Origin of the sequence: Pseudomonas sp. MWU13-2105, assembly GCF_023242315.1 — a bacterium.
Classification (GTDB): Bacteria; Pseudomonadota; Gammaproteobacteria; order Pseudomonadales; family Pseudomonadaceae; genus Aquipseudomonas.
The window spans coordinates 336,052-358,421 of sequence record NZ_JALLIY010000006.1 but is presented as its reverse complement, the minus strand read 5'-3'; the positions used below and the strand labels follow the sequence as shown (position 1 = coordinate 358,421).

The following is a 22,370-nucleotide window of genomic DNA, read 5'->3' as shown; positions in this document are numbered from 1 at the left end:
GCGTCACACTTGGCTTAGAACCATTTCGTATCAACTAATCAAAAAATCTTTTAAAGAAGGCATGAGGCATATCGCCAGCCGCTTAGCGGGCCTTTTGCTAGACACGTGCAAGGGTAAAAAGCGCCTGTCCCTTAGCAGACTACCGTTCGTCCGAGTCTGAGGATCAGGGCCGTTTGGTCGCCCGTTCGCCGGTTTGCCGGCAAGCTGAACCTCAGCTTGCGAGAGTGTCTTCTGTGCTTGCCTTGAACGCGGGTTTCAGGGCAGGCTCGGGTTTCACTTATTGCCTTTTTCGTGTCAGGTACTTTTATGTCGTTACACATCTGCATTCTGGAAACCGATGTCCTGCGCCCGGAACTGGTCGATCAATATCAGGGCTATGGGCAGATGTTCGAGCGCCTGTTCTCCCGTCAACCGATCGCGGCCGAGTTCAGTGTCTACAACGTGATGCAGGGCAACTATCCGAGTGACGAACTGAGCTTTGACGCCTACCTGGTGACCGGCAGCAAGGCCGACTCCTTTGGCAGCGATCCGTGGATCCAGGTTCTCAAGGCCTACCTGCTCGACCGCTACCAGCGTGGTGACAAGCTGTTGGGCATCTGTTTCGGCCATCAATTGCTGGCGCTGCTGCTGGGCGGCAAGACCGAGCGTGCGACCCAGGGCTGGGGCGTGGGCACCCATCAATACAAGATGGCCGCCAAGGCGCCGTGGATGAGCCCGGTGCGTGAAGAACTGACCCTGCTGATCAGCCACCAGGACCAGGTCACCGCGCTGCCGGAAAACGCCACGGTCATTGCCTCCAGCGATTTCTGTCCGTATGCGGCGTACCACATCAACGACCAGGTGCTGTGCTTCCAGGGGCATCCGGAATTTATCCACGACTACTCCCGGGCGTTGCTGGATATTCGCCAGGAGTTTCTCGGCGAGCAGATCTATTCCAGCGGCGTGGCCAGCCTGGTGCACGAGCACCACGGCACCACGGTTGCGGAATGGATGATGCGCTTCGTCGCGCATAAACCGGAGGCGGCATCGGCCTGAAGGGGCGAGGCTGGCGAGAGGATTTCCAGGAGCCTTGCCGGCCCCTGTGGGTTTATAGCCAGCCGGATCTCTTGAAGCTGGCCCACAACCCCGTGCAACCTACCGCGATAAATCCCAGCACGGTGAAATAGCCATAGTGCCAGCTCAGTTCCGGCATGTTCTGGAAGTTCATCCCGTAGATCCCGGCCACTGCCGTCGGAAACGCCAGGATTGCCGCCCAGGCGGCGAACTTGCGTTGCACCACGCTCTGGCGCGCGGCCTCCAGCAGTACACCGATCTCGATGGTCTGGCTGGCGATATCGCGTAGGGTCGCCAGGTCTTCCATCTGCCGGGTGACATGGATCTGCACGTCACGGAAATACGGGCGCATGTTCTTGTCGATAAACGGGAAGTCCAGGCGCGAGACCTCCTCGCTGATCTCCACCATCGGCGCCACATAGCGGCGCAGGCGCAACACATCACGGCGCAGGTAATGGATGCGTTGGATATCGCCCTCGTTCAGGGCGCTGGTGAGCACATTCTTTTCCAGCTCGTCGATTTCGGCGTGGATGGCTTCGGTGACGGGCTGGTAGCTCTCGGTGACGAAGTCGAGCAGGGCATACAGCACAAAGTCCTCACCGTGCTCGAGCAGCAGCGGCCGTGCTTCGCAGCGTTGTCGGACGTGGGCGTAGGACTTCGAGTGGCCGTTACGGCAGGTGATGATGTAGCCATTGCCGGCAAAGATGTGGGTTTCGATGAACTGCAGCTTGCCTTCGTTGCGTACCGGCGAATAAGTGACGATAAACAGCGCATCGCCGAAGCTTTCCAGCTTGGGCCGGCTGTGCTTTTCCAGGGCGTCTTCAATGGCCAGTTCGTGGAGATTGAACTGCTTTTGCAGGTTGGCCAGTTCCTCGGCGTTGGGTTCTTCCAGGCCTATCCAGACAAAGTGGTCCGGCTTGGCGGCCCAGGCACTGCCTTCATCGAGTGTGATATCCCGGACTTTCCTGCCGGCACTGTAAACCGCCGAGGCAACGACTCTACCCATAGTGCTGATCACTTCTTCTTTTTTGAGGGAGGGGCGGGGTACAGCTTATCTTGCCCCGCCTGTTCAGAGTCAGCAAACGCGCGGGAGTTCGGGGAAAAGTTGGTGATCCATGGCCGCGATGCAGGCGCGCATCTGCTCCCGGCATTCGGCCATCAGCCTGGGCATGTCGTCCAGCGTCAGCCCGGCGGTAGGAATCGCCGGCAGCGAGCGGATCAGGATCTTGCCGCTGCGCCAGCGGTTCAGGCGCATGTGCTTGATATAGCTGCTGACACACACCGGCACGATCGGCACCCCGGCGGCGATGGCCATCTGGAACGCGCCCTTCTTGAACGGCAGCAGCTCTTCACCCAGATTGCGCGTGCCTTCCGGGAAGACCCAGATCGAGGTGTCCTTGTGCTGCAGGGTCTCGGTGGTGCTCAACATGGAGCGCCGGGCCTTGTGGGCGTTGCCGCGGTCGATCAGCACATTGCCGGCCAGCCAGAACAGTTGGCCGAACAGCGGCACCCACTTCAGGCTTTTCTTGCCGATGCATACGGTGCGCCGTGGAACCACGTTGCCGAAGACGAACAGGTCATAGTTGGATTGATGATTGGCGACGATCACGCAGCTGTGTGGCTTGTCCGTCAACGCACCGACCTCGGCCTTGACCCGCAGGCGCAGGATGCACATCGCAGGCAAAGCATAAAGGCGGGCGCAGAGCCGGCTGTTGTCCGGATTGAAGGGACGACATAGCCCGAGCAACACACCCAGCACACCGGCCAGCACAAAATGCAGCCCCATCAACAACATACGTACCAGAAACAGCATCTACAGGGCCCGCCCGGACAAAAGGTGGCGCAGTGTACGGATGTGCACTGTTTTCGGCAATTGCCGTCTGTAGCCGGGAGATGGCGATGTTTTAGCGTATGTTTCCGCTTGCTGGCGCCAGGCTCAGCCCAAATGTTCCTGATCGAGAATGATCGCGTTATCCAGGGTCTCCAGCAGCGCCTTGCGCACTTTCAGCTTGGTGTTCTTGTGGGCGGTCATATTGATCTTCTTCAGCGCCTGTGCGGCGGCCAGTGCGGCGTCCTTCAGCGCATCGGCGGCCACCACCTTGTCGAGGAAGCCGGCGTCCACGGCATCCTGCGGATTGAACATCTCGCCATTGATCACCGAGCGGTGGAATGCCGAACGGCGCAGGCGATCGCGGGCCAGTTCGATCCCGGCGTGGTGCATGGTCATGCCGATCTGCACTTCATTCAGGCCGATGCTGAACGGCCCCTCGACGCCGATCCGGTAATCGGCCGAGAGCAACAGGAACGCACCCTTGGCAACCGCGTGCCCCGGGCAGGCGACGATCACCGGGAAGGGATGGGACAGCAGGCGGCGGGCGAGGGTGGAACCGGCGGTTACCAGGCTTACGGCTTCCTTGGGACCGGCGGTCATCACTTTCAGATCGTAGCCGCCGGACAGGATGCCGGGCTGGCCGGTGATGATGACGATGGCGCGGTCGGCGGTGGCCTGGTCCAGGGCGGCGTTGAACGCGGCAATCACGTCCGGGGAAATGGCATTGACCTTGCCATTGCTCAAGGTCAGGGTCGCGATACCGTCGTCGAGATGGTAAGAGATCAATTCACTCATGACGCAATTCCTTATATAGAAGTGGAGCAGACGTTACCCAGCCGCCGGGGTCAGGTAAAGCGCCGTGACTGACTGGTGAGTCAGGCTTTTCCGCCTTCGGGCCGGGCCGGTGGCTTGCGGTGGGCCTGCGGGGAGAGGATAGAGCGCTGCATGCTGGGCCGGAAATTGGCGGTTTTGCCTTGATTCGCGGGGCGGGTGGCTAGGGGAGTACGGCTGATCGACTTAAGCGCATGAAAATTCTGAAAAAAACCTTTGCCATCGGAAAAGCTTTCGACTACATTAGCGCGCCTCGACAGACTGAATAGGTTTGACGAGATACGGTGAAGTGTCCGAGTGGCTTAAGGAGCACGCCTGGAAAGTGTGTATACAGGAAACTGTATCGAGAGTTCGAATCTCTCCTTCACCGCCAAATTCGATGTACACAAAACCCCTGGTTTTCTTCGGAGAACCAGGGGTTTTGTGGTTTTTGGGTACATATTTTTTCTCCTCCATACTAGCAGACTGACCGCATGACCTGCCCAGTGTAGCGAACTAAGGCTAGGACCTTGATCGGGGATGCTTGTCTGGATATTTCTCAATGCAGGAACGACTTCATGCGTCAGCCATTGCCGCAGGTTTTGGTTTTCCGGGATGTGATGGTGACCCATCAAGGCGTAGACGCCCGACTCGCTGACCATCAGGGCTTCCTGGATTTTTCCGTGGTAGTTCAGCCAGAGCAAGCGGCGCTGATCGCTGTCGAGCTTGCGAGCCAGACGCTCGTGCAGTGGGCGGTCCATCAGGCGACCAAGGTCAGTCAGCCTGAACCAGGCTTGTGATTCCAGTATCAGGGCATGGATAAAACGGTTATGGCGGGTGAAACGAGTGGGTTCGAAGTGCTCGGTCATGACCAGGTGTGTGCTGTGCCATGTGCTGGACGAGGGGGAGTTGCAGGAGCGCAATGGCCTGTAACCAACCGGCGGACCCGCTGACGGACTCCGGGATTCCGGGGGCGCGTTGCACCTCTGCGAAACCTCGTTGGTGATGATGGCTTAGTGCTATTATCCGGCTCCGGTTCTGAGTATCCTGGGCAAAAGTCCTTATCCCAGCGGGGCTCGCCTTGCTCTCGACCTATCTGAGAGTGGTTTCTGAGTATCCCGAATAACGCGCCTCGGCAACTCCATCCGTATGGATCTGTATCCCCATTCGTCTGGATCTGTTCGGGACAAGTAACGGTTGCTGTTATCGCCACCAAACCAGATGTGGATAACATCGAGAAAAAACCAATAGAGATGTTCCTTCGGAGCAATATTGCGCCTGTACCTGCCATGGAAAAATCACCGGTGGTCCCCGGGAGCAGCTCCCTGTTACCCCGAAAACCAAAAACAGAATGCATTGTGGGGGATTGAATGAACAAATGGTTCGGCAATATCAGCGTCAACCTCAAGCTGGCCCTGGGCTTCGGCCTGGTATTGGCACTGACCACCGTCCTTGCCCTGACCGGCTGGAACAGCCTGGACAAGTTGATTTGGCGTAGTGATCGGATGGGCGATATCACCTTGCTAAATACCTTGCTGAACAAGGTGCGTGTGGCTCGCCTGCAGTACATGCTGAGTGGTGGCGATGAAGCTGCCGCACAGAACGTACAGACCAGCCTGGACGCATTCAGCGCCCAGGATCAAAAACTGACCCAGACCTTCAAGAACCCGGAGTTTGTGAAACTGCTTGGCGAACAGGCGGGCATTATCGGCAAATTCCAGCAGTCCCTGAATAAAATGCATGACGCCTATCGCGCCCGCAACAGTGCCCGGCAAACCTTCAGCGACAGCGGCGCGACGGCCTTGAAGCTGATTGATGCGGTCAGTGCTGGCGTGCTGCAAATACCCCCAGGCGACGCAGACCGTATCGAACGCTTCCAGGCCATCACCCAAACCAAGGACCAGTTCCTGCTCAGCCGTTTCGAAGTTCGCGGTTACATTGTCGATGGCACAGCGGATGCCGAGCGCAAGGCCATCAACCAATTGAATGAAACTGTTGATAGCCTGAAACAGCTTGGCGAACATTTCGGCTCGCCCCTGCCGGATGCACTGCGCCAGCTGGAAACCGCCCTGGGCAATTACCGAACCGCCTTCCTGGGCTACAAAACGGCCAGCGATGTCGTTACTCAGACGGGCAAGGAACTGGCCGATCAAGTGACCGAGATATCGGCTCGTAGCGAGGCCCTTTACCAGGGGCAGGTGGACAGTCGCAATAGCGAAGTCACCCAGACGCGCACGCTGCAATTGGGCTGCACCCTGTTGAGCTTGCTGTTCGGCATCCTGGCCGCCGTGATCATCACCCGCCAGATTACCCGGCCGATCCGCGAAACCCTCGGCGTCGTCGAACGTATTGCCGGTGGCGACCTCACGCACAACCAGGTGGTCACCCGCCGTGATGAACTGGGCGCGCTGCAACAAGGCATCCAGCTCATGGGCGAGACCCTGCGCAATCTGATCAGCGGTATTCGCGATGGTGTCACGCAGATCGCCAGTGCCGCCGAGGAACTGTCGGCCGTGACCGAACAGACCAGCATCGGGGCTAACAGTCAGAAGGTCGAGACCGATCAGGTCGCCACCGCCATGCACGAAATGAGCGCCACCGTGCAGGCCGTCGCGCGCAACGCCGAACAAGCCTCGCAAGCCGCCGCGGACGCCGACGGCCAAGCCCGTGAAGGTGACAAGGTGGTGGCCGAGGCCATCGCGCAGATCGAGCGCCTGGCGGCAGAGGTGCTGCGCTCCACCGAGGCCATGACCGTCCTGCAACAGGAAAGCAACAAGATCGGTAGCGTCATGGATGTGATCAAGGCCGTGGCCGAGCAGACCAACCTGTTGGCGCTCAATGCCGCCATTGAAGCTGCTCGCGCCGGTGAGGCCGGTCGTGGTTTCGCCGTGGTCGCCGACGAGGTGCGTAGCCTGGCCCAGCGCACGCAGAAATCTACCGAGGAAATCGAAGGGCTGGTCGCCGGCTTGCAGAGCGGTACCCAGCAGGTGGCCAACGTCATGAGCAACAGTCGTAGCCTGACCGATAACAGCGTCGCGCTGACGCGCAAGGCCGGTGTCTCACTGGGCAATATCACCCGCACGGTGTCTGACATCCAGTCGATGAACCAGCAGATCGCCGCCGCCGCCGAGCAACAAAGCAGCGTGGCCGATGAGATCAGCCGCAGCATCATCAATGTCCGCGACATTTCCGAGCAGACCGCCGCCGCCAGCGACGAAACCGCCGCCTCCAGCGTCGAGTTGGCACGCCTGGGCAACCAGTTGCAGATGATGGTCAGCCATTTCAAGGTTTGACGGAGCAAGGTGGCGTGGGGGACCGGCATATCCCAACAGCTAACCCACGCCTCGCTCAGCCCATGCCGCCGACTGACCGGATGACCCGCCCAGTGCAGTGAACCGCGGCGGGTTCCGGCCCGGCCTCGAGATTGTCCGTTCGCCAGGGCCTCGCCGATGTACAGGAATCGCAAACGTCTCAGCCGCCGAGACTCTGAACCAGGTTATCGAGCATTTCAATGGTCGCGGTGTCCTGCATCGGTTCCGCGACTACAGGCACCTCGCGCTGGCGCATCAGGCGGTATTCGCTGGGTGTGCAGTTGGCGAACTGCTTGAAGGCGCGGGCGAAGTAGGAAGGATCCTTGAAGCCGGCTTCATAGCCGATGCTGGTAATCGGCATCTGGCTGTTGTCGAGCAGTTCCTTGGCGAAGTTCATGCGCTTGTTCAAAATGTAATCCGTGAAGCCGAGCCCGTAGGCTTCCTTGAACAGGCGGCTGAAGCGAAAGGCGGTCATGCCGCAGCGCTGCGCCAGTTCCTTCTGGTCGATGCTGTCCCGAAAGTGCTGGTCGATATACAGCAGTACATTGCTGAGCGCCTGGTGTTTCTGGTGGCCCGGGGTCATCCGGATACTGCCCGGCAGGGTCGGGGAATGGTCGATCTGTAGTGTCTTGCGCTGGTCTTTGACATGGCGGCGCAGCTTGTGGAGCTGGACTACAGCGGCCAGGTAGCGATTCTTCTCGGAGACCGAAAGGGGCAACACCAGGTACTCCCAGACACAGGAACGCATGGCCCATACGGCCAGTTCTTCGGAGTGCTGCACGGTGAACATGGTGATCGGGATGGTGGGGGCGCTGCGTTTGGTCTCCAGCAGCATCCTCAGGCCTGGTGTGTCCGGGCGATCGTAATGGATGCAGATCATGTCGGCCTGCATCTGGCTGGAGAATACCGACTCTTTCGCCAGTTTACAGTCGCAGGCGTGCTCAAACTGCGTGATGAGCTCGCTTGTGGAGTGATCGTGGGTCCGATCGAACCACAGTAGTGATGGTTTCCTGGTCACGTTAGACGTCATGTGCTGGGCTCTGAGGTGCGTGCCGCCATCCACTGAGTAGTATTGTCAATTTGATATCATTTTTCAGACTGAATCATGCTAAGGAAATTTTGTTTTAGTTCTATATGAACCATATCTTGCCTGGTGGTCGGGGCCGGACAGTTGTTTATCGGCGTGTTGGCGTTGCACTCAGGATTAACCGTTCGTCGCTTGTGAATCACGGAAGTGCTATTGGCGAGCCACTTCTTGTTTCAACCTTTGCTTTCCCTTCCGCTGGGGCCAATAACCCGCTCATTGGCCATGCCCGCAAAAAAGTCCTAGCGATACGCAAAATCCTCCTAACCCTCTTGGTGTTGCCCTGACTAAGGTAGCCACAAGCAGTGCAAAAAGAGCTGCTTTCCCCGGAAGAGCAACTATCGAAAATGAGGTGTGCAAAATGACTCTGCAAACAATCAAAACTTCGGTAATGAAGTTCGCCAAAGATGAAAACGGCCTGACCATCGTGGAGTACGCAGTGGCTGGTGGGTTAATCACAGTGGCTGTTGCGGCTATATTCGTGAAGTTGGGTGGCGCGGTGAATACCCAAATTACAGCGCTGTGTGCCGCGGTCAAAGGTGCTGCCTGCTGACAGGCAATGGCCGTTGGCTGGCACGGCGATGCCCATGGAACAGGCGGCTGTTTTTATCTTTGCTGATGAGGCTGCCGGGCAACTTTATCAATGGGCTTCGCGTCACCTCTACCAACCTATGTTCTGAGCGGTTTTACTGCTGGAGTAGGAGAGAAACATGACTCTGCAAACAATAGGAACTTCACTGCGCAAGTTCGTCAAAGATGAGGATGGCCTGACCATTGTGGAATACGCGGTGGCGGGTGGGTTGATTACAGTCGCGGTGGCTGTCGCCTTCACACTACTTGGCGGCAGCGTGAATGCCAAGATCACGGCACTGTGCCAAATCGTCAATAGCAACCTTGCCTGCTGACGATTAATCCCTTGTAGGGAGAAGCCCCATGTCCACGGAAATGCTGATTTCGACTGTTTTGCTGATAGGACTGCTGGGCGTGGCGGTGGTGAGCGATCTGCTGCACCACCGTATTCCCAACACCCTGGTCCTGTTGGGACTTGCCTTGGGATTGGTCGGTCAGATGTATACAGGGGGGGTAAGCGGATTGGGCGACAGCCTGTCAGGCATCTTGATCTGTTTTGCGCTGTTCCTGCCCATGTACGCGCTCGGTGGCATGGCCGCTGGCGACGTCAAATTGATGGCCGTGGTCGGTAGTTTTTTACCCTTCCATTACGCGATATGGGCCGCGTTATTCAGCCTGATCGCCGGTGGCGTGTGCGGTTTTCTGATAGTGCTGGTTCGCGGTCAATTGTTTAAGACCCTGGGGCGCTATTGGCTGATTCTGAGGGCGCAGGCCTACCTGGCGCCGACTTCGGATGAAGTGGCCGGCAAGCCGTTCCCTTATTCGATTGCCATTTTGCTCGGTACTTTAAACACCGTCCATTGGCAACTCTTTGCCAATGGCTTGGGAGGTTAGTCATGCACGTCGTCGAGAGTGATGCCTACCACAGTGAGCGAGAAGCGGTGCAGCGACTGGCCCCCCAGCCGTGCACTATCAGCGAGACGGGCCTGACGGATAGTTTTCTCGGCGAGTTGGTGTGCAAGCACTTGTACGACGCCGGCGTGCTGGACATGTCGCGGCTGGTGGAACGCCTGGCGCTGACCGGTGCGGTCATGGAAGAGATCCTGGCGTTTCTACGCAAGGATGGGCGGGTCGAGGTGCTGGGTCAGCTGGGCGCACAAACGGGCGGGCAATCGCTGCGTTATGGCCTGACTGAGCGCGGTCGCGGTGCCGCTCGCGATGCCCTGTCGCGCAGCGGTTATATCGGTGCGGCACCGTTCCCGGTGAGCACCTATCGCTCCCTGCTCAAGATCCAGACCATTCACCACGGACACATCAATGCCCACGATATGCGCACGGCGCTGACCGGCATAGTGCTCTCCGAGGGGATGCTTGATCAACTCGGTGTGGCGTTGAACTCCGGGCGCGCGATCATGATTTATGGCCCCGCGGGTACCGGCAAGACCTATGTCAGCAGTCGCTTGATTCGCCTGTTTGCCGAAGCCATCTGGGTGCCCCAGGCCATCGTGATCAATGAGTCGGTGATCGAGATTTATGACCCTCAGGTGCATCAGCGCCTGGATGACCACGGTCAACAGAACAATCTGATGCTCAACGAGGGGATCGACCGTCGCCTGCTTTGCTGCAAACGCCCTATCGTCATCACCGGCGGTGAGTTGAGCATGGAGCAACTGGACGTCCGTTATGACCCCTTCACCCGCCAGTACCAGGCCGCCTTGCAGCTCAAGGCCAGCAATGGCCTGTTCATCATCGATGACATGGGCCGCCAGCGCATGGCGCCCGCCGAGCTGTTGAATCGCTGGATCGTCCCGATGGAGGAGAAGCGCGATTTCCTCAACCTCGGCGGCGGCCGGCATTGCGAGCTGCCGTTCGATCTGATTCTGGTGTTCTCCACCAACCTCAATCCCCTGGAGTTGGCCGACGAGGCCTTCCTGCGGCGGATTGGCTACAAGCTGCAATTCGGCTACCTGAAGCCCGATGAGTACGAACGGATCTGGCAGCAGGAGTCCGAGCGCCTGGGCATTCGCTATGACCCGACGCTGGTGCGTTATGCCCTGCAGAAACTTTACGCCGTTGAAGGCATGCCCCTGGTGCCTTGCCATCCCCGTGATCTCCTGAGCATGGCGCTCGATCGCCAGCGTTACCAGGGCGGTTCCGGACCACTGTCGCCGCAGGAACTGGAATGGGCCTGGCGCAACTACTTCGTCCAGCTCGACTTTCTTTGAGTAGGAGATACAGATATGAGCTCTCGTACCGCAACCCTGATTGGTATTTCCCTGGTCATGGGCCTGGGAGCCGCCTGGATGGCCAACTCCTGGCTGAGCGCACGGCTCAATGCCAGCCCGGATGATCACCTGCGCAGCGTGGTCGTCGCCACGGTCGAGATTCCTTTCGGGCAGATGGTCGAGGCCCAACAGGTCACGACCGTACGCATGCCCATGGACACGATCCCGGACGATGCCTTCGATTCCAGCGACAAGGCGGTGGGCAAGATCGCCACGTTCGACATTCTGCGCGGTGACATCGTGCGCGGTGCACGACTGAGCGAGCACTTGGGTGGCAGCACATTGGCTTCGCTGATTGCACCCGACAAACGCGCCATTTCGGTACGGGTGGACGATGTGGTCGGTGTCGGCGGGTTCCTGTTGCCAGGTAACCGGGTCGATGTGCTGGCAACCAAGCACGCCGATGGCAATGGCAACAATGCCGTGTCCAGGACCATCCTCGAGAACTTGCGAGTGTTGGCGGTGGATCAGACCGCGGGCACCGACAAGACGCAGCCGGTGGTGGTGCGTGCGGTAACACTGGAAATGACCGCCGCCGAGGCGGAATCCCTGGTCACGGCGCAGACCGAAGGAAAGTTGCAACTGGCCCTGCGCAATCCGCTGAACAGCGAGAAAAAGCCGACGACTGTCGCGCCAGTTGTGCAGACCGTCGCAATGGTCACTGAAACGGCGCCAAGACACGTGGTGCACCGCAGCAACGGTGGCGGCGGCACTATCACCGTTATCCGTGGCACCGAAGCCCATGTAGTCAACGTGCACTGACAGGACGTAATAGGTGCCTGGACCGCCAGGCGATGCTATCGGCAAGTGAGGGATTGATGATGTGTCCTCGAATTCAACAGCCGTTTTTGGTAACGCCCAGGCGCCAGCGGGGATCGGTGACCGTACTGATGGTGATTGCGTTGGCGGCGATCGGCATCATGGCGGCATTGGCGCTGGACGGCGGCCACCTGCTGCTGAACAAGACCCGCCTGCAAAATGCGGTGGACGCCGCGGCCCTGAGTGGCGCCAAAACCCTGAGTCAGGTCACCGGCGGTACCGGCATTGCCAGCACCACCCGCACTGCCGCGCTGAATACGCTGACGTTGAATGCCAATGCCACCGGTAACAGCGAATTGGCCACGGCCATCGGCGGCAGCGCCGGCAGCTTCGCGGTGGTGGAACTGGCCAACAGCGTCTATGGGCCGTTCTCCTATCCGGGGCCGGCGAATGCCACTTATGTCCGGGTAACGGTATCGAACTATCGCCTGAGCGGGTTTTTCTGGAGATTCGCCCAGCTATTCGGCGGTGGCGGCCTGGGCAGCAAGGCGGTGGCGGCGATGGCCACCGCTGGACCCAGCCCCACCAGCCCCTGTGATCTCGCACCGCTGATGGTCTGTGGTGACCCGACCAAGTACAGCCCGAGCACCGGTATGTTCTGGGGCTATCACTTCGGTGATTTGCAGGATATGAAAACGGCCTCTGGCACTTCGTCCGCGATTGGCCCAGGCAACTTTCAACTGCTCGATTTTGGGTCGGGTGGCAGTACGGTCAGGGATGACCTGGCCGGAGGCGGCTTGGAGTGTCCCAGCGTCGGAAAAAATGTCACGACCGCGCCGGGCAACAAGGTCGGCCCGACGGCCCAGGGTTTGAATACCCGTTTCGGTCAGTACAACGGACCGGTCAGCGCCACGGACTATCCGCCAGACCTGATCGTTAGCTACAGCACGCCCGTGATCACCTGGAACAGTGCAAACAACCGCGCGGAATACCAGGGCCAGCCCGTCATATCGAACAACGGCACGCTCACCGCTGGCGGCAAGGCGGTGCTTGGCTATAACGACTGGCTGGCGAGTTCGGCCGGGTGTGTCGCCGGCGTTGGCACGGGTTGCCAGAGCGGTGGGGTCTATGAGCGACGGATGCTGAAAGTCGTGATTGGCAACTGCACTGGGCAGAACAATGGCGCTACCTCGATTCCGGTCTTGGGCTTTGGCTGCTATTTCGTGGTGCAGCCGGCCGGTAGCACGGGAAGTACTTCGGAGATCTTTGGCCAGTTCGTCCAGGAGTGCGAAGGCGACAACGTACCAGGTCCCAATCCTTCGGGTGATTCCGGTCCGCAGATCATTCAGCTCTACAAAACCTATATCAATGGCAGCGGCACTCCGAGCAACGACTCGTAGGGGGCGTCATGGCACTTCATGCATTTAAACAAGCAAGGGGCCAACAAGGAGTGGCCTTGGTCGAATTCACTTTGCTCCTGCCGTTGCTGTTGCTGCTGTTACTGGCCCTCGGTGAGTTTGGCCGAATGCTGTTTCAGTACAACACCCTGCTACAGGCCAGCCGCGATGCCAGCCGTTACGTGGCCAGCCAGGCCTGGAACTCGACACTCGGCACCGTTGCGCTGAGCAGCACGCTGCTGACCCAAACGAAAAACGTGGCGGTCTATGGCGTGCCCGCCAGTACCGGGACCGCGGTGGTGTCGGGGCTGACGAGCGCAAATGTGGCGGTCTCCGCACTGGGCACCGACCATGTGCAGGTCACCATTACCTATACCTTCTGCCCGGTGATCGGCGCAGGCAATTGTACCGGCTCGATCAGAGGACTGTTTCCCACTCCGATTGCGCTGAGTATTCCGCTGGTCGCCACGACTGTCATGAGGGTTCTGTGATGAATTGCAGACAGATGCGCGGGGTATATGTGGTGGAGTTCGCCTTCATCGGCTTGCTGGTGTTCATTCTGTTGTTCGGCGTGCTGGAAATGGGCCGCCTGTACTTCACCGTGAATGCCCTTGATGAATCCGTGCGGCGCGGCGCGCGCCTGGCGGCGGTGTGCAATATCAGCGATCCGATCGTCTTGCAGCGGGCGATCTTCAATGCTGCGGGCAACACCGGTTCGAGCCCGCTGATCAGCAATCTGAACACCGGCAACCTGACGCTGACCTATCTGGACAGCAACGGTGCCGTGGTGGCCAACCCCACCGACACCACCAGTGCCACGGGCTTCCGTGCCATCCGTTATGTCCAACTGAGCCTGCAGGGCTACGTATTCAATATGTTCATTCCCGGGTTTGGCGTACCTATTACCTTGCCCACCTTCAGGGCGACCTTGCCACGCGAAGCCCTTGGGCATCATTCCGAATCAGGGGAGGTCACTCCATGCTGAATACAAAGGAAACTCCGTTAACCTTCGCGACCGGCAAACCCGGGCTGCGATTGCTGATCAGCAGCCGTGATGCCACGGCGTTGCGTGATCTGCAAAGCGTTTGCCAGCGCGTAGCGAGCCTGGAAGTGAGCACTCGCCTGGTGAGCAATGGGCATGTCGACCCGCTCTATGGTCTGGAACGGATGCCCGATCTGTTGTTGGTACGTGTCAGCCACTTGTGGCGTGAGGAACTGGCGGCACTGCTCGAGCGTCCGGCCCATGAGCGTCCGCCGCTGTTGGTATGCGGCTCGCTGAGTGATCAGGAGGGCATGCGCCTGGCGATGCAGGCCGGTGCTCGGGATGTCTTGCCGGAGCCGATCGTCGAGACGGAATTGGTGGCGGCCTTGAGTCGTCTGGTCGCGGAGGTCCGGGTCAGCAGTGGGGTCGAAGGCAAGCTGGTCGCCGTGATGAGCGCCAAGGGCGGCTCCGGCGCAACCTTGCTGGCCTGCAACCTGGCCCATCAGCTCAGTGTCAAGGGCGGCAATACCCTGTTGCTGGATATGGACCTGCAATTTGGCAGTGTGACGCATTACCTGGATGTAGCGCAGTCGCATAGCCATCTGGAGGTATTGCAGCAGGTCGAGGCAATGGACGGTGTCGCCTTACGCGGATTTTGCAGCCACTTCAGCCCGACCTTGCATGTGCTCGGTGGCCGGGCCGGCGAGCTGTACCTGCCGCAGGATGCCCAGTCCGAACAACTCGATACCTTGCTGCAGTTGGCCCGCTCAAGCTATGACTGGGTGGTGGTCGACCTGCCGCGACAGATCGACCACCTGACCAGCTCCGTGCTGGAGCAGGCGGATCGGGTCTATGTCGTGGTGCAACAGAGCGTCAGCCATCTTCGTGATGCCAGTTCCCTGTTGCGGATTCTTCGCGAAGACCTGGGCGTGCGTGGCGATCAATTGCAGGTGGTGGTCAATCGCTATGACAAAGCGGCAGCGATCAGTCTCAAGGACATCGGCGAGGCGCTGCGTTGCGCGAATCTGTTGCAATTGCCCAACGACTTCAATCTGGTCAGCCAGAGCCAGAACTCTGGCGTGCCGTTGGGGCTACAAGCACCGCGGGCTCCAATCACCGTCGCCATGCGCGAGATGACCGAGCAGTTGGCCGGTAACCGGATGACCGGGGACACAGGCTTGCTCAAACGCGCCTTCAACCGTTTTTTCAGGGGATAACCCATGATCAGCGACTTTCGTAACCGCTTGCGCAAACAGTCCGGCAAACCCGCCGTATCGTTGGTCGGGCAGCAGGGCGACGACCTGCTGGATCCCGCTGAGGCGTTGATGGCGTGGGAGCGTGCAGCGCCGGACATTCTTTATGAGACCAAGAGCCAGGTCACTCCGGTGGAGGCCGAGTGGCGGGAAAAGATCTATCAGCAATTGCTTAAAGTCATGGACCTGTCCTTGCTCGACTCGCTTGAGCCGGCCGAAGCGACCCGGCAGATTCGTGATATTTGCCAGCGTCTGCTGGATGAGCATTCGGCACCGGTGAGTTCGGTCAGCCGCCAGTTGATCATCAAGCAGATCACCGACGAGGTGCTCGGTCTTGGCCCGCTGGAGCCGTTGCTGGCGGATCAGAGCGTGTCCGATATCCTGGTCAACGGCCATGCCTCGGTCTATGTCGAGCGCTTCGGCAAGTTGCAGCGGACCGATGTGCGCTTTCGCGACGATCAGCATTTGCTGAACATCATCGACCGTATTGTTTCCAGCCTGGGACGGCGCATCGACGAGTCCTCGCCATTGGTGGATGCCCGGCTCAAGGATGGTTCGCGGGTCAACGCGATTATCCCGCCGCTGGCCATTGACGGACCGAGCATGTCGATCCGGCGCTTTGCCGTGGACTTGCTCAACACCGACAGCCTCATCCAGGTGGGAACCTTGACCCCGGCCATTGCTTTGCTGCTCAAGGCGATTGTGCGTGGACGCTTGAACGTATTGATCTCCGGCGGCACCGGTAGCGGCAAGACCACCATGCTCAATGTGCTGTCCAGCTTTATTCCGCAAAACGAGCGGATCGTCACCATTGAAGATTCGGCCGAGCTGCAGCTGCAGCAACCCCATGTGGTGCGTCTGGAAACCCGTCCTTCGAATATCGAGGGGCGTGGCGAGGTGAGCCAGCGCGAATTGGTGCGCAACAGTCTGCGGATGCGCCCGGACCGTATTGTCATCGGCGAAGTACGTGGCGCCGAGGCGCTGGACATGCTGACGGCGATGAACACCGGCCACGACGGCTCATTGACCACGATCCATGCCAATACCGCGCGCGATGCGTTGGGGCGGATCGAGAACATGGTATCGATGACCGGTGCGACTTTCCCGATCAAGGCCATGCGCCAACAGATTGCTTCGGCCATTGATGTGGTGATTCAGTTGGAGCGTCAGGAGGATGGCAAGCGGCGCCTGGTCAGCGTGCAGGAGATCAATGGCATGGAGGGCGAGATCATCACCATGACCGAGATTTTTTCGTTTGCGCGCAGTGGCATTGGCGAACACGGCGAAGTGCTCGGTGATTATCGGCCCAGCGGCATGATTCCGGCCTTTCGCGATGTGCTGGCCAAGCGTGGTATCGAGTTGCCGCTCGACCTGTTCAGGCCTGAATGGATGGAGGGACGGCAGTCATGAACGCTATATCCGGTGAATTCATTCTGATCTTTCTCGGCATGGTGTTTATCGCCGTCTTCCTCCTGGCCCAGGGGGTGACGGTGCCGGTGTTCGGTGAGGCGGGCAAGATGCGCAAGCGCATTCGCGGGCGCTTGCACGTGCTGGAGCAAGCCAACAATCTGCCGAATATGCAGACCGTGCTGCGGCAGAAATACCTGACCCGCTTGTCGCCACTGGAGGCCGGGCTTGAGCAACTGCCGTTCATGGCCGATCTGACACAGCTCATCGAGCAGTCCGGACATGAATATCGGGCCTATCGGGTGCTATTGCTCGGGATCGCCCTGGGAGTGGGGGGCGCAACCCTGGTCTGGTTGCTTGCGCCACCCTGGTGGGTGGTACTGGCGGTGGCTGTGGTGTTGGCCTCGCTGCCGTTGCTGAAAATCCTCCGTGACCGTAACAAACGCTTTGCGGCGTTCGAAGAGGGCTTGCCGGATGCGTTGGATGCCATGTGCCGGGCGCTACGTGCCGGGCATCCCTTCAACGAAACCCTGCGTCTGGTCGCCGAAGAGCACAAGGGGCCGGTGGCTCATGAGTTTGGCCTGACCTTTGCCGATATCAACTATGGCAATGATGTACGCCGGGCCATGCTCGGTCTGCTGGAACGTATGCCGAGCATGACGGTGATGATGCTGGTGACGTCGATTCTCATTCATCGCGAGACCGGCGGTAATCTGACCGAGGTGCTGGAGCGTTTGAGTCGGCTGATTCGCGGGCGCTTCCGCTTTCAGCGCAAGGTCAAGACCTTGTCGGCTGAAGGACGCATGTCGGCCTGGGTGCTGGTATCCATTCCTTTTGTACTGGCAACGGCGATCCTGGTCACGACCCCTAGTTATCTGCCGGTACTGACCAATGATCCGCTCGGCCATAAGCTGATCATCGGAGCTTTCTGCGCCATGTTGGTCGGGATTCTCTGGATCCGCAAAATCATCCGGATTCAGGTTTAAGCGGTTTTCGCTACGCGGAGGTGCAGGTCATGGACTATATACTCGGGTTGTTCAGTCGGGTGACGAGTAATGAGGCGCTGGCACGCCTGTTGTTCGTCAGTGCGATCGGTTTGAGTGCGGTGCTGGCGGTGGTTACCCTGATGCTCCTGTTGCTCGGTCTTCAGGATCCGATGCGGCGGCGTCTTGCGCTGATCAAGCGCGGGCATTTTGGCAGCGCGGCGGGAGCTGATGCGCCAGGTAATTTGCAACTGTTGCTGGAGCGGGTCGGTCAGCGCTTTGGTTCAACCGAAACTGCTCAGGCGTCGGCAACCCAGCTGCTGTTGATACACGCGGGGTATCGCTCGTCTTCGGCGGTGCAGATGTACTGGGCGGTGCGCTTGCTGCTGCCGCTGATATTGGTCGGTCTTGCGCTGCTGGTGTTACCCCTGATTCCCAAGCTTTCCCTGGCCCCGGGCATGCTGCTGTTGATCCTGGTAGCGGGTATCGGTTGGTTGGTACCTGGACTGTATGTCAGCAAGCGCAAGCAGTGGCGACAAGGCCGGCTGCGCGCGGCCTTTCCGGATGCGCTGGATCTGATGGTGGTCTGCGTCGAGTCGGGTCTGGCCTTGCCGACGACCATTGAGCGGGTGGCTGAAGAGATGTCGGTCAGTCAGGTCGAGCTGGCCGAGGAACTGGCCCTGGTCAATGCGCAAATCCGTGCCGGGATCAGCAGTACCGAGGCATTGAAGCAACTGGCCGTGCGTACCGGGCTGGAAGATGTGCAAGGCTTGGTCAGTCTGTTGGGGCAGAGCATCCGTTTCGGCACCAGCGTGGCCGACACCCTGCGCATCTATGCCGATGAGTTCCGTGACCGGCGTACGCAGGCGGCCGAAGAAATGGGCGCGAAAATCGGTACCAAGCTGATCTTCCCGCTGATTTTCTGTCTATGGCCGAGTTTCTTCCTGATCGCGATCGGCCCGGCCATGATCGGCGTGCTCAACGCTTTCGGGACGCCGTGAGGCAGGCGCGACCCAGCCACTGAGGTGGCTCATTTGCTGCTCATGTTTCCCGATGCCTTTTGATCAAAATGCTCGGGAATCGGATAGGTGAAGCTATTCAGCCAGCGCTGCATGGCCAGATCACGTTCGGTGGCCGAAACGCTTTGCAGTCGGGGCGAGGCCACCACGCCGCGAATCTGTAGTTGCATCCACTGTTCAGTGCCTTGTTGCGGCGCTGAAGAGGGACCCGGCTCAATCGCCCAGGCAGTCGTGGACAGGCAAGCCATGGACACTAGCAACAGCCTCTTGGTATTCATCTCGATTCCTCGTTTTTTCTACTTGATCGCATTGGTTGAGGCATCGACTACCTCGGCCGTGCGACTGCCCTCTGAAGCCAGTGCTTTGTTGCCTGGGGTCTTGAGTCTTGCCGCGCGAGTTTGAGCGTCGGTGACCTGTTTGGGGCTCAGATTGGCGCGGTTCGCCAGTTCGGCGGCCTGCTTCCAGTTATCCTGATAGATCAGCAGTGTCACCATATTCAATGCCGCCAGTGAATCGGACTGCTTGAGTTCCATGGCGGTCAGAAACTCGAAACGTGCTTCATTGATCCGTTGCTGATTGAGATAGACGACCCCCAGGTCATTGCGGATTTTTTCGTCGGTGGGGGCCATCTTCTTCGCCCGCTCAAGGTGCTCCATGGCGGCCGCGTTATCGTTCCTGGCCGCGGCAAGTTGGCCCAGGCCATGCTCGCCTTCAGCGGCCAGACAAGTGCCGAGCAGGCCCTGATACAACGGTTCGGCGTCGTTACGTCCGAGCAGGCGCAGTATCCGCGCCTTGCGCAGGCGAACCTGAACCAGGTTGTCAGGCAGCCCTTCCAGGTTCGCCAGGCTGGCATACAAACGGCCATCGTTGGTCATGTCGTCGGCCAGGTTCAGGCTCAACTGCTGATCCGAACTGGGACTGGCGCAGCTACTTGGTCGCGAGGACAGGCCATTGCTGGCACAACCCGCGAGCATCACTGTTGCCGCTATGGCTACGAGCGCTTTCATAGAGCCTCCTCCGGCTACAACAGGTTGAGCGCTTGGCCAATGGCAACCCATCTGGCCGGGGAGAAACGCTCAAGGTCATTGGCGTTACCGGTGATGGCGCGCCAGCTCGGGTTCAGTTTCGGGCTCATTGCGAGAGTCCCATGCGATTGTCGAAGTCGCCGCTATCGAGGAAGTACATGCGGTAGAAGTTCGGGTCGTAGTTGCGCAGTTGCTCGCCAGGCAACGATGGCAGTTGGGCATTGGCGGCCAGTGGCTGGACCAGGTGCGGGGTGACGATCATCAACAGTTCGCGCTCTTCACGGTTGATGGTGTTATTGCGGAAGAATGCGCCGAGAATCGGAATATCGCCCAACCCGGGAAACTTGTTCACCTGGGAGCTGTTGTTGGTGCTGATCAGGCCGCTGATGACGAAGCTTTCGCCGTCGGCCAGGGAAATGCTGGTGTCGGTACGTCGCACGGTCAGCGCCGGGACCACGGTACCGGCGATCTGCACGGCGTTGGTGAAGTCCAGCTCGCTCACTTCGGGAGCCACTTTCAGGGCAATGCGATTTTTCCCGATGATGGTTGGGGTCAGGGTCAGGCGGACACCGAACTCCTTGTACTCGATGGAGATGTTGTTGCTGGCTGAACTGGGCACCGGAATCGGTACTTCACCACCGGCAAGAAAGCTCGCGCTCTGGCCGCTGAGGGCCACCAGGCTTGGCCGTGCCAGGGTATAGGCAAAGCCACTGCCTTCCAGGGCATTGATCATCCCCAGCACATTGCCGCCGCCAAAGCCGATATTGAACGTGCCGTTATTCAGCGGGATGTTTGGCGCCAGGCTACCAATGCGCCCCGGGGTCACAGTGACCCCGGGCACAGTGCCCGGCGAGCCGAACAGAAAGTTGCCGCTTTTGCCGAAGATCGATGTGCTGGCTTCTTTCAATTTGGTACGACTGACTTCGACGAAGCGGATATCGGTTTGCACCTGGCTCGGCAGCAGCGGGTCTTCGGAAGGCATCGTCGACATACTGGTCAGTGCCGAAGTGGCTTTGCCCTTGACGAACACCATGCTTTGGCGCGGTGTCGGCGAACAGCTGGTCCAGACCATCAGGCTGGTGGTTCCCGGAGTGATGCCGGTGAGGATAAAGGCACTACCGCCGCTGGCTTGCACGTCGGCAATTTTCGGGTCGCCGACTGCCAGTTGGGTAATCGCGACCGGCATGCGCAGTTCATCCTGAAGTCCCTGGCCGACCTCGAACACGCTGGGCAGGCTGGCCAATTGCGAGCAGTTGCCCGCGGCGGCGTGAGCGGCGTCCATGCCAAGGACCAGCAGCAACAGGCCATGAGTCATTGTCTTGAGAGCGGGCAGGGTATGATCGTTCATAGCTACATCCTCGCCAAACAGGCCGTCTGTGGGGTGGCCCGGGGTACCCCAGGCCAGCCCAACTACCAATGGTTTGCGCAATATCCTCGATACCGCGCGCGACCAGACATCAGACGCTGGTCTGACTGCTCCGTTATCTGATCGTTGAGCTCTACATGGGTAATTCAAGCCGGTATGGCTTGTTCTTTGTTTGACGGTAGTTCAATCAAGGCAAAACGCCATAAAAGAAAGCCTTCAGTTTAAATGTGCGAGCGACAGCGCAATCTGATTGCCGAAGGAGTGCTCGACGATGCCTCGTCGATTGGCCATCACTCCTCCCGAACCGCACATACCCGTGCGCGCCCGGCACGCTTCGCTTCATAAAGCTGCACATCGGCCGCCGCCAACAGTGCCTCCGGAGCGCTACCGGGGGAAGGGCGCAAGGTCGCGACACCCGAGGAGGTCGTGATCACACGATCAACCTCCGAGCCGAGATGCTCGATATCCAGCGCCCGGATACGCTCCAGCATGGTCTCGGCGATCCTGATCGCATCTTCAAGTTTGGTTTTCGGCAGAATGCAGGCGAACTCTTCGCCGCCATACCTCGCTACCTTGTCATGCGGGCGTCGGAGCGACTCGGAAAGCGTTTTCGCAACCCGCTTCAGGCAGTTGTCCCCACTCTGATGGCCATAGCGGTCGTTGTAACGCTTGAAGTAATCGATATCCAGCAGAATGAGGGAGATGGGGGCTTGATCTCGCAAGCACTGGCGCCAATTGCTGAGCAAGTCATCATCGAACTTGCGTCGATTGCCCACTCCGGTCAAACCATCGAGAAAGGCATGCGCGCGCAATAGGTCACCCTGCAACTTCAAGGTCAGGTGCGTTTGGACCCGGGCGCGGACGATAACCGAGTTGATGGGTTTTATAATGAAGTCGACCGCGCCGAGCCCCAACGCAACGACCTCATCCGCGGCCTGGTTCTGCGCGGTAATGAAGATGATCGGTATCGTGCTGGTCAAGGGATCGGCCTTGAGGCGGCGGCACACCTCGTGACCATCGATATCCTCCATCACGACGTCGAGCAGAATCAGGTCCGGCAATTCGCTCCGGCCTATCTTGAGTGCCTGCTCGCCGTTGGCCGCCATGAAGATGTCACACTGGGCGGAAAACAGCTCGTACAGCACCCGGATATTGCTGGGTTGATCGTCCGCAATCAGAATCTTGGGGCGTCGATTTGTATGAAGTAGCCAATCTTCGAGAATTCGCTCCATGGG

The 22,370-nt window shown here is 59.3% G+C and carries 22 protein-coding genes, 1 tRNA gene and 1 pseudogene; 15 read left to right on the top strand and 9 right to left on the bottom strand.

Annotated features, from left to right (window positions below; all coding sequences use genetic code 11):
- Window positions 1-306: 306 nt before the first annotated feature.
- On the top strand, window positions 307-1,035 hold the full coding sequence (locus M5B96_RS11390) for an amidotransferase (RefSeq protein WP_248796803.1): 729 nt from the start codon (window positions 307-309) through the stop codon (window positions 1,033-1,035).
- Between the two features lie 52 nt (window positions 1,036-1,087).
- Here the strand turns inward: M5B96_RS11390 and M5B96_RS11385 are convergent, their stop codons facing one another.
- The 3 genes from M5B96_RS11385 to M5B96_RS11375 all read right to left on the bottom strand — a co-directional run bounded on the left by M5B96_RS11385 (window position 1,088) and on the right by M5B96_RS11375 (window position 3,679).
- Window positions 1,088-2,059, bottom strand: a complete 972-nt coding sequence (locus M5B96_RS11385) for a magnesium and cobalt transport protein CorA (protein ID WP_248796802.1) — start codon at window positions 2,057-2,059, stop codon at window positions 1,088-1,090.
- 69 nt (window positions 2,060-2,128) lie between these two features.
- On the bottom strand, window positions 2,129-2,866 hold the full coding sequence (locus M5B96_RS11380) for a lysophospholipid acyltransferase family protein (RefSeq protein ID WP_248796801.1): 738 nt from the start codon (window positions 2,864-2,866) through the stop codon (window positions 2,129-2,131).
- Window positions 2,867-2,989: 123 nt separating this feature from the next.
- Window positions 2,990-3,679, bottom strand: coding sequence for a crotonase/enoyl-CoA hydratase family protein (locus tag M5B96_RS11375; RefSeq protein ID WP_248796800.1), 690 nt, complete (start codon window positions 3,677-3,679; stop codon window positions 2,990-2,992).
- A 319-nt stretch (window positions 3,680-3,998) separates the two neighbouring features.
- Between M5B96_RS11375 and M5B96_RS11370 the strand changes: the two genes are divergently transcribed.
- Window positions 3,999-4,088: transfer RNA gene (locus tag M5B96_RS11370), tRNA-Ser, on the top strand.
- A gap of 232 nt (window positions 4,089-4,320) precedes the next feature.
- Here M5B96_RS11370 and M5B96_RS11365 read toward each other — a convergent pair.
- A pseudogene (locus tag M5B96_RS11365) lies at window positions 4,321-4,455 on the bottom strand (phage antirepressor protein); the annotation flags it as partial.
- Window positions 4,456-5,064: 609 nt separating this feature from the next.
- Between M5B96_RS11365 and M5B96_RS11360 the strand changes: the two are divergent.
- Window positions 5,065-6,987, top strand: coding sequence for a methyl-accepting chemotaxis protein (locus M5B96_RS11360; protein WP_248796799.1), 1,923 nt, complete (start codon window positions 5,065-5,067; stop codon window positions 6,985-6,987).
- Window positions 6,988-7,165: 178 nt separating this feature from the next.
- On the opposite strand, the gene M5B96_RS11355 is transcribed toward M5B96_RS11360, so the two are convergent.
- Complete coding sequence (locus M5B96_RS11355) at window positions 7,166-8,035, bottom strand: DNA-binding response regulator (protein WP_248796798.1); 870 nt, start codon at window positions 8,033-8,035, stop codon at window positions 7,166-7,168.
- A gap of 415 nt (window positions 8,036-8,450) precedes the next feature.
- On the opposite strand from M5B96_RS11355, the gene M5B96_RS11350 reads away from it, so the two are divergent.
- The 12 genes from M5B96_RS11350 (at window position 8,451) to M5B96_RS11295 (ending at window position 18,726) form a co-directional block, all read left to right on the top strand.
- Entirely contained in the window at window positions 8,451-8,642 is a 192-nt protein-coding gene (locus tag M5B96_RS11350) for a Flp family type IVb pilin (protein ID WP_152737077.1), read from the top strand.
- A gap of 157 nt (window positions 8,643-8,799) precedes the next feature.
- Window positions 8,800-8,994: a Flp family type IVb pilin gene (locus tag M5B96_RS11345; RefSeq protein ID WP_248796797.1), complete on the top strand. Its 195-nt coding sequence runs from the start codon at window positions 8,800-8,802 to the stop codon at window positions 8,992-8,994.
- 28 nt (window positions 8,995-9,022) lie between these two features.
- Entirely contained in the window at window positions 9,023-9,553 is a 531-nt protein-coding gene (locus M5B96_RS11340) for a prepilin peptidase (protein WP_248796796.1), read from the top strand.
- A gap of 2 nt (window positions 9,554-9,555) precedes the next feature.
- The gene (locus tag M5B96_RS11335) at window positions 9,556-10,884 is read left to right on the top strand and encodes an AAA family ATPase (RefSeq protein WP_248796795.1); all 1,329 of its coding nucleotides are present in this window, start codon (window positions 9,556-9,558) and stop codon (window positions 10,882-10,884) included.
- A 15-nt stretch (window positions 10,885-10,899) separates the two neighbouring features.
- Entirely contained in the window at window positions 10,900-11,706 is an 807-nt protein-coding gene (gene cpaB, locus M5B96_RS11330; RefSeq protein WP_248796794.1) for a Flp pilus assembly protein CpaB, read from the top strand.
- Between the two features lie 56 nt (window positions 11,707-11,762).
- Window positions 11,763-13,103, top strand: a complete 1,341-nt coding sequence (locus M5B96_RS11325) for a TadE/TadG family type IV pilus assembly protein (RefSeq protein ID WP_248796793.1) — start codon at window positions 11,763-11,765, stop codon at window positions 13,101-13,103.
- 8 nt (window positions 13,104-13,111) lie between these two features.
- Window positions 13,112-13,591 carry a TadE/TadG family type IV pilus assembly protein gene (locus tag M5B96_RS11320; RefSeq protein WP_248796792.1) on the top strand — a complete coding sequence of 160 codons (480 nt, stop codon included), beginning with the start codon at window positions 13,112-13,114 and terminating at the stop codon, window positions 13,589-13,591.
- A complete protein-coding gene (locus M5B96_RS11315; RefSeq protein ID WP_248796791.1) occupies window positions 13,591-14,085 on the top strand; it encodes a TadE/TadG family type IV pilus assembly protein in 495 nt (164 codons plus the stop codon). Before M5B96_RS11320 ends, M5B96_RS11315 begins: the two co-directional genes overlap by 1 nt.
- Complete coding sequence (locus M5B96_RS11310; RefSeq protein WP_248796790.1) at window positions 14,079-15,299, top strand: AAA family ATPase; 1,221 nt, start codon at window positions 14,079-14,081, stop codon at window positions 15,297-15,299. The genes M5B96_RS11315 and M5B96_RS11310 overlap by 7 nt, the downstream gene beginning before the upstream one ends.
- A 3-nt stretch (window positions 15,300-15,302) precedes the next feature.
- A complete protein-coding gene (locus tag M5B96_RS11305) occupies window positions 15,303-16,745 on the top strand; it encodes a CpaF family protein (protein ID WP_248796789.1) in 1,443 nt (480 codons plus the stop codon).
- On the top strand, window positions 16,742-17,728 hold the full coding sequence (locus tag M5B96_RS11300) for a type II secretion system F family protein (RefSeq protein WP_248796788.1): 987 nt from the start codon (window positions 16,742-16,744) through the stop codon (window positions 17,726-17,728). Before M5B96_RS11305 ends, M5B96_RS11300 begins: the two co-directional genes overlap by 4 nt.
- Before the next feature lie 29 nt (window positions 17,729-17,757).
- The gene (locus M5B96_RS11295) at window positions 17,758-18,726 is read left to right on the top strand and encodes a type II secretion system F family protein (RefSeq protein WP_248796787.1); all 969 of its coding nucleotides are present in this window, start codon (window positions 17,758-17,760) and stop codon (window positions 18,724-18,726) included.
- Between the two features lie 29 nt (window positions 18,727-18,755).
- On the opposite strand, the gene M5B96_RS11290 is transcribed toward M5B96_RS11295, so the two are convergent.
- From M5B96_RS11290 to M5B96_RS11275, 4 genes are all read right to left on the bottom strand, one after another.
- Complete coding sequence (locus tag M5B96_RS11290; RefSeq protein WP_248796786.1) at window positions 18,756-19,022, bottom strand: DUF3613 domain-containing protein; 267 nt, start codon at window positions 19,020-19,022, stop codon at window positions 18,756-18,758.
- Between the two features lie 18 nt (window positions 19,023-19,040).
- Window positions 19,041-19,751 carry a tetratricopeptide repeat protein gene (locus tag M5B96_RS11285; RefSeq protein WP_248796785.1) on the bottom strand — a complete coding sequence of 237 codons (711 nt, stop codon included), beginning with the start codon at window positions 19,749-19,751 and terminating at the stop codon, window positions 19,041-19,043.
- A gap of 124 nt (window positions 19,752-19,875) precedes the next feature.
- Window positions 19,876-21,117 (bottom strand): type II and III secretion system protein family protein, encoded by a 1,242-nt coding sequence (locus tag M5B96_RS11280; RefSeq protein WP_248796784.1) that lies wholly within the window; start codon window positions 21,115-21,117, stop codon window positions 19,876-19,878.
- A gap of 308 nt (window positions 21,118-21,425) precedes the next feature.
- Window positions 21,426-22,367 (bottom strand): diguanylate cyclase domain-containing protein, encoded by a 942-nt coding sequence (locus M5B96_RS11275; protein ID WP_248796783.1) that lies wholly within the window; start codon window positions 22,365-22,367, stop codon window positions 21,426-21,428.
- Window positions 22,368-22,370: the final 3 nt, after the last annotated feature.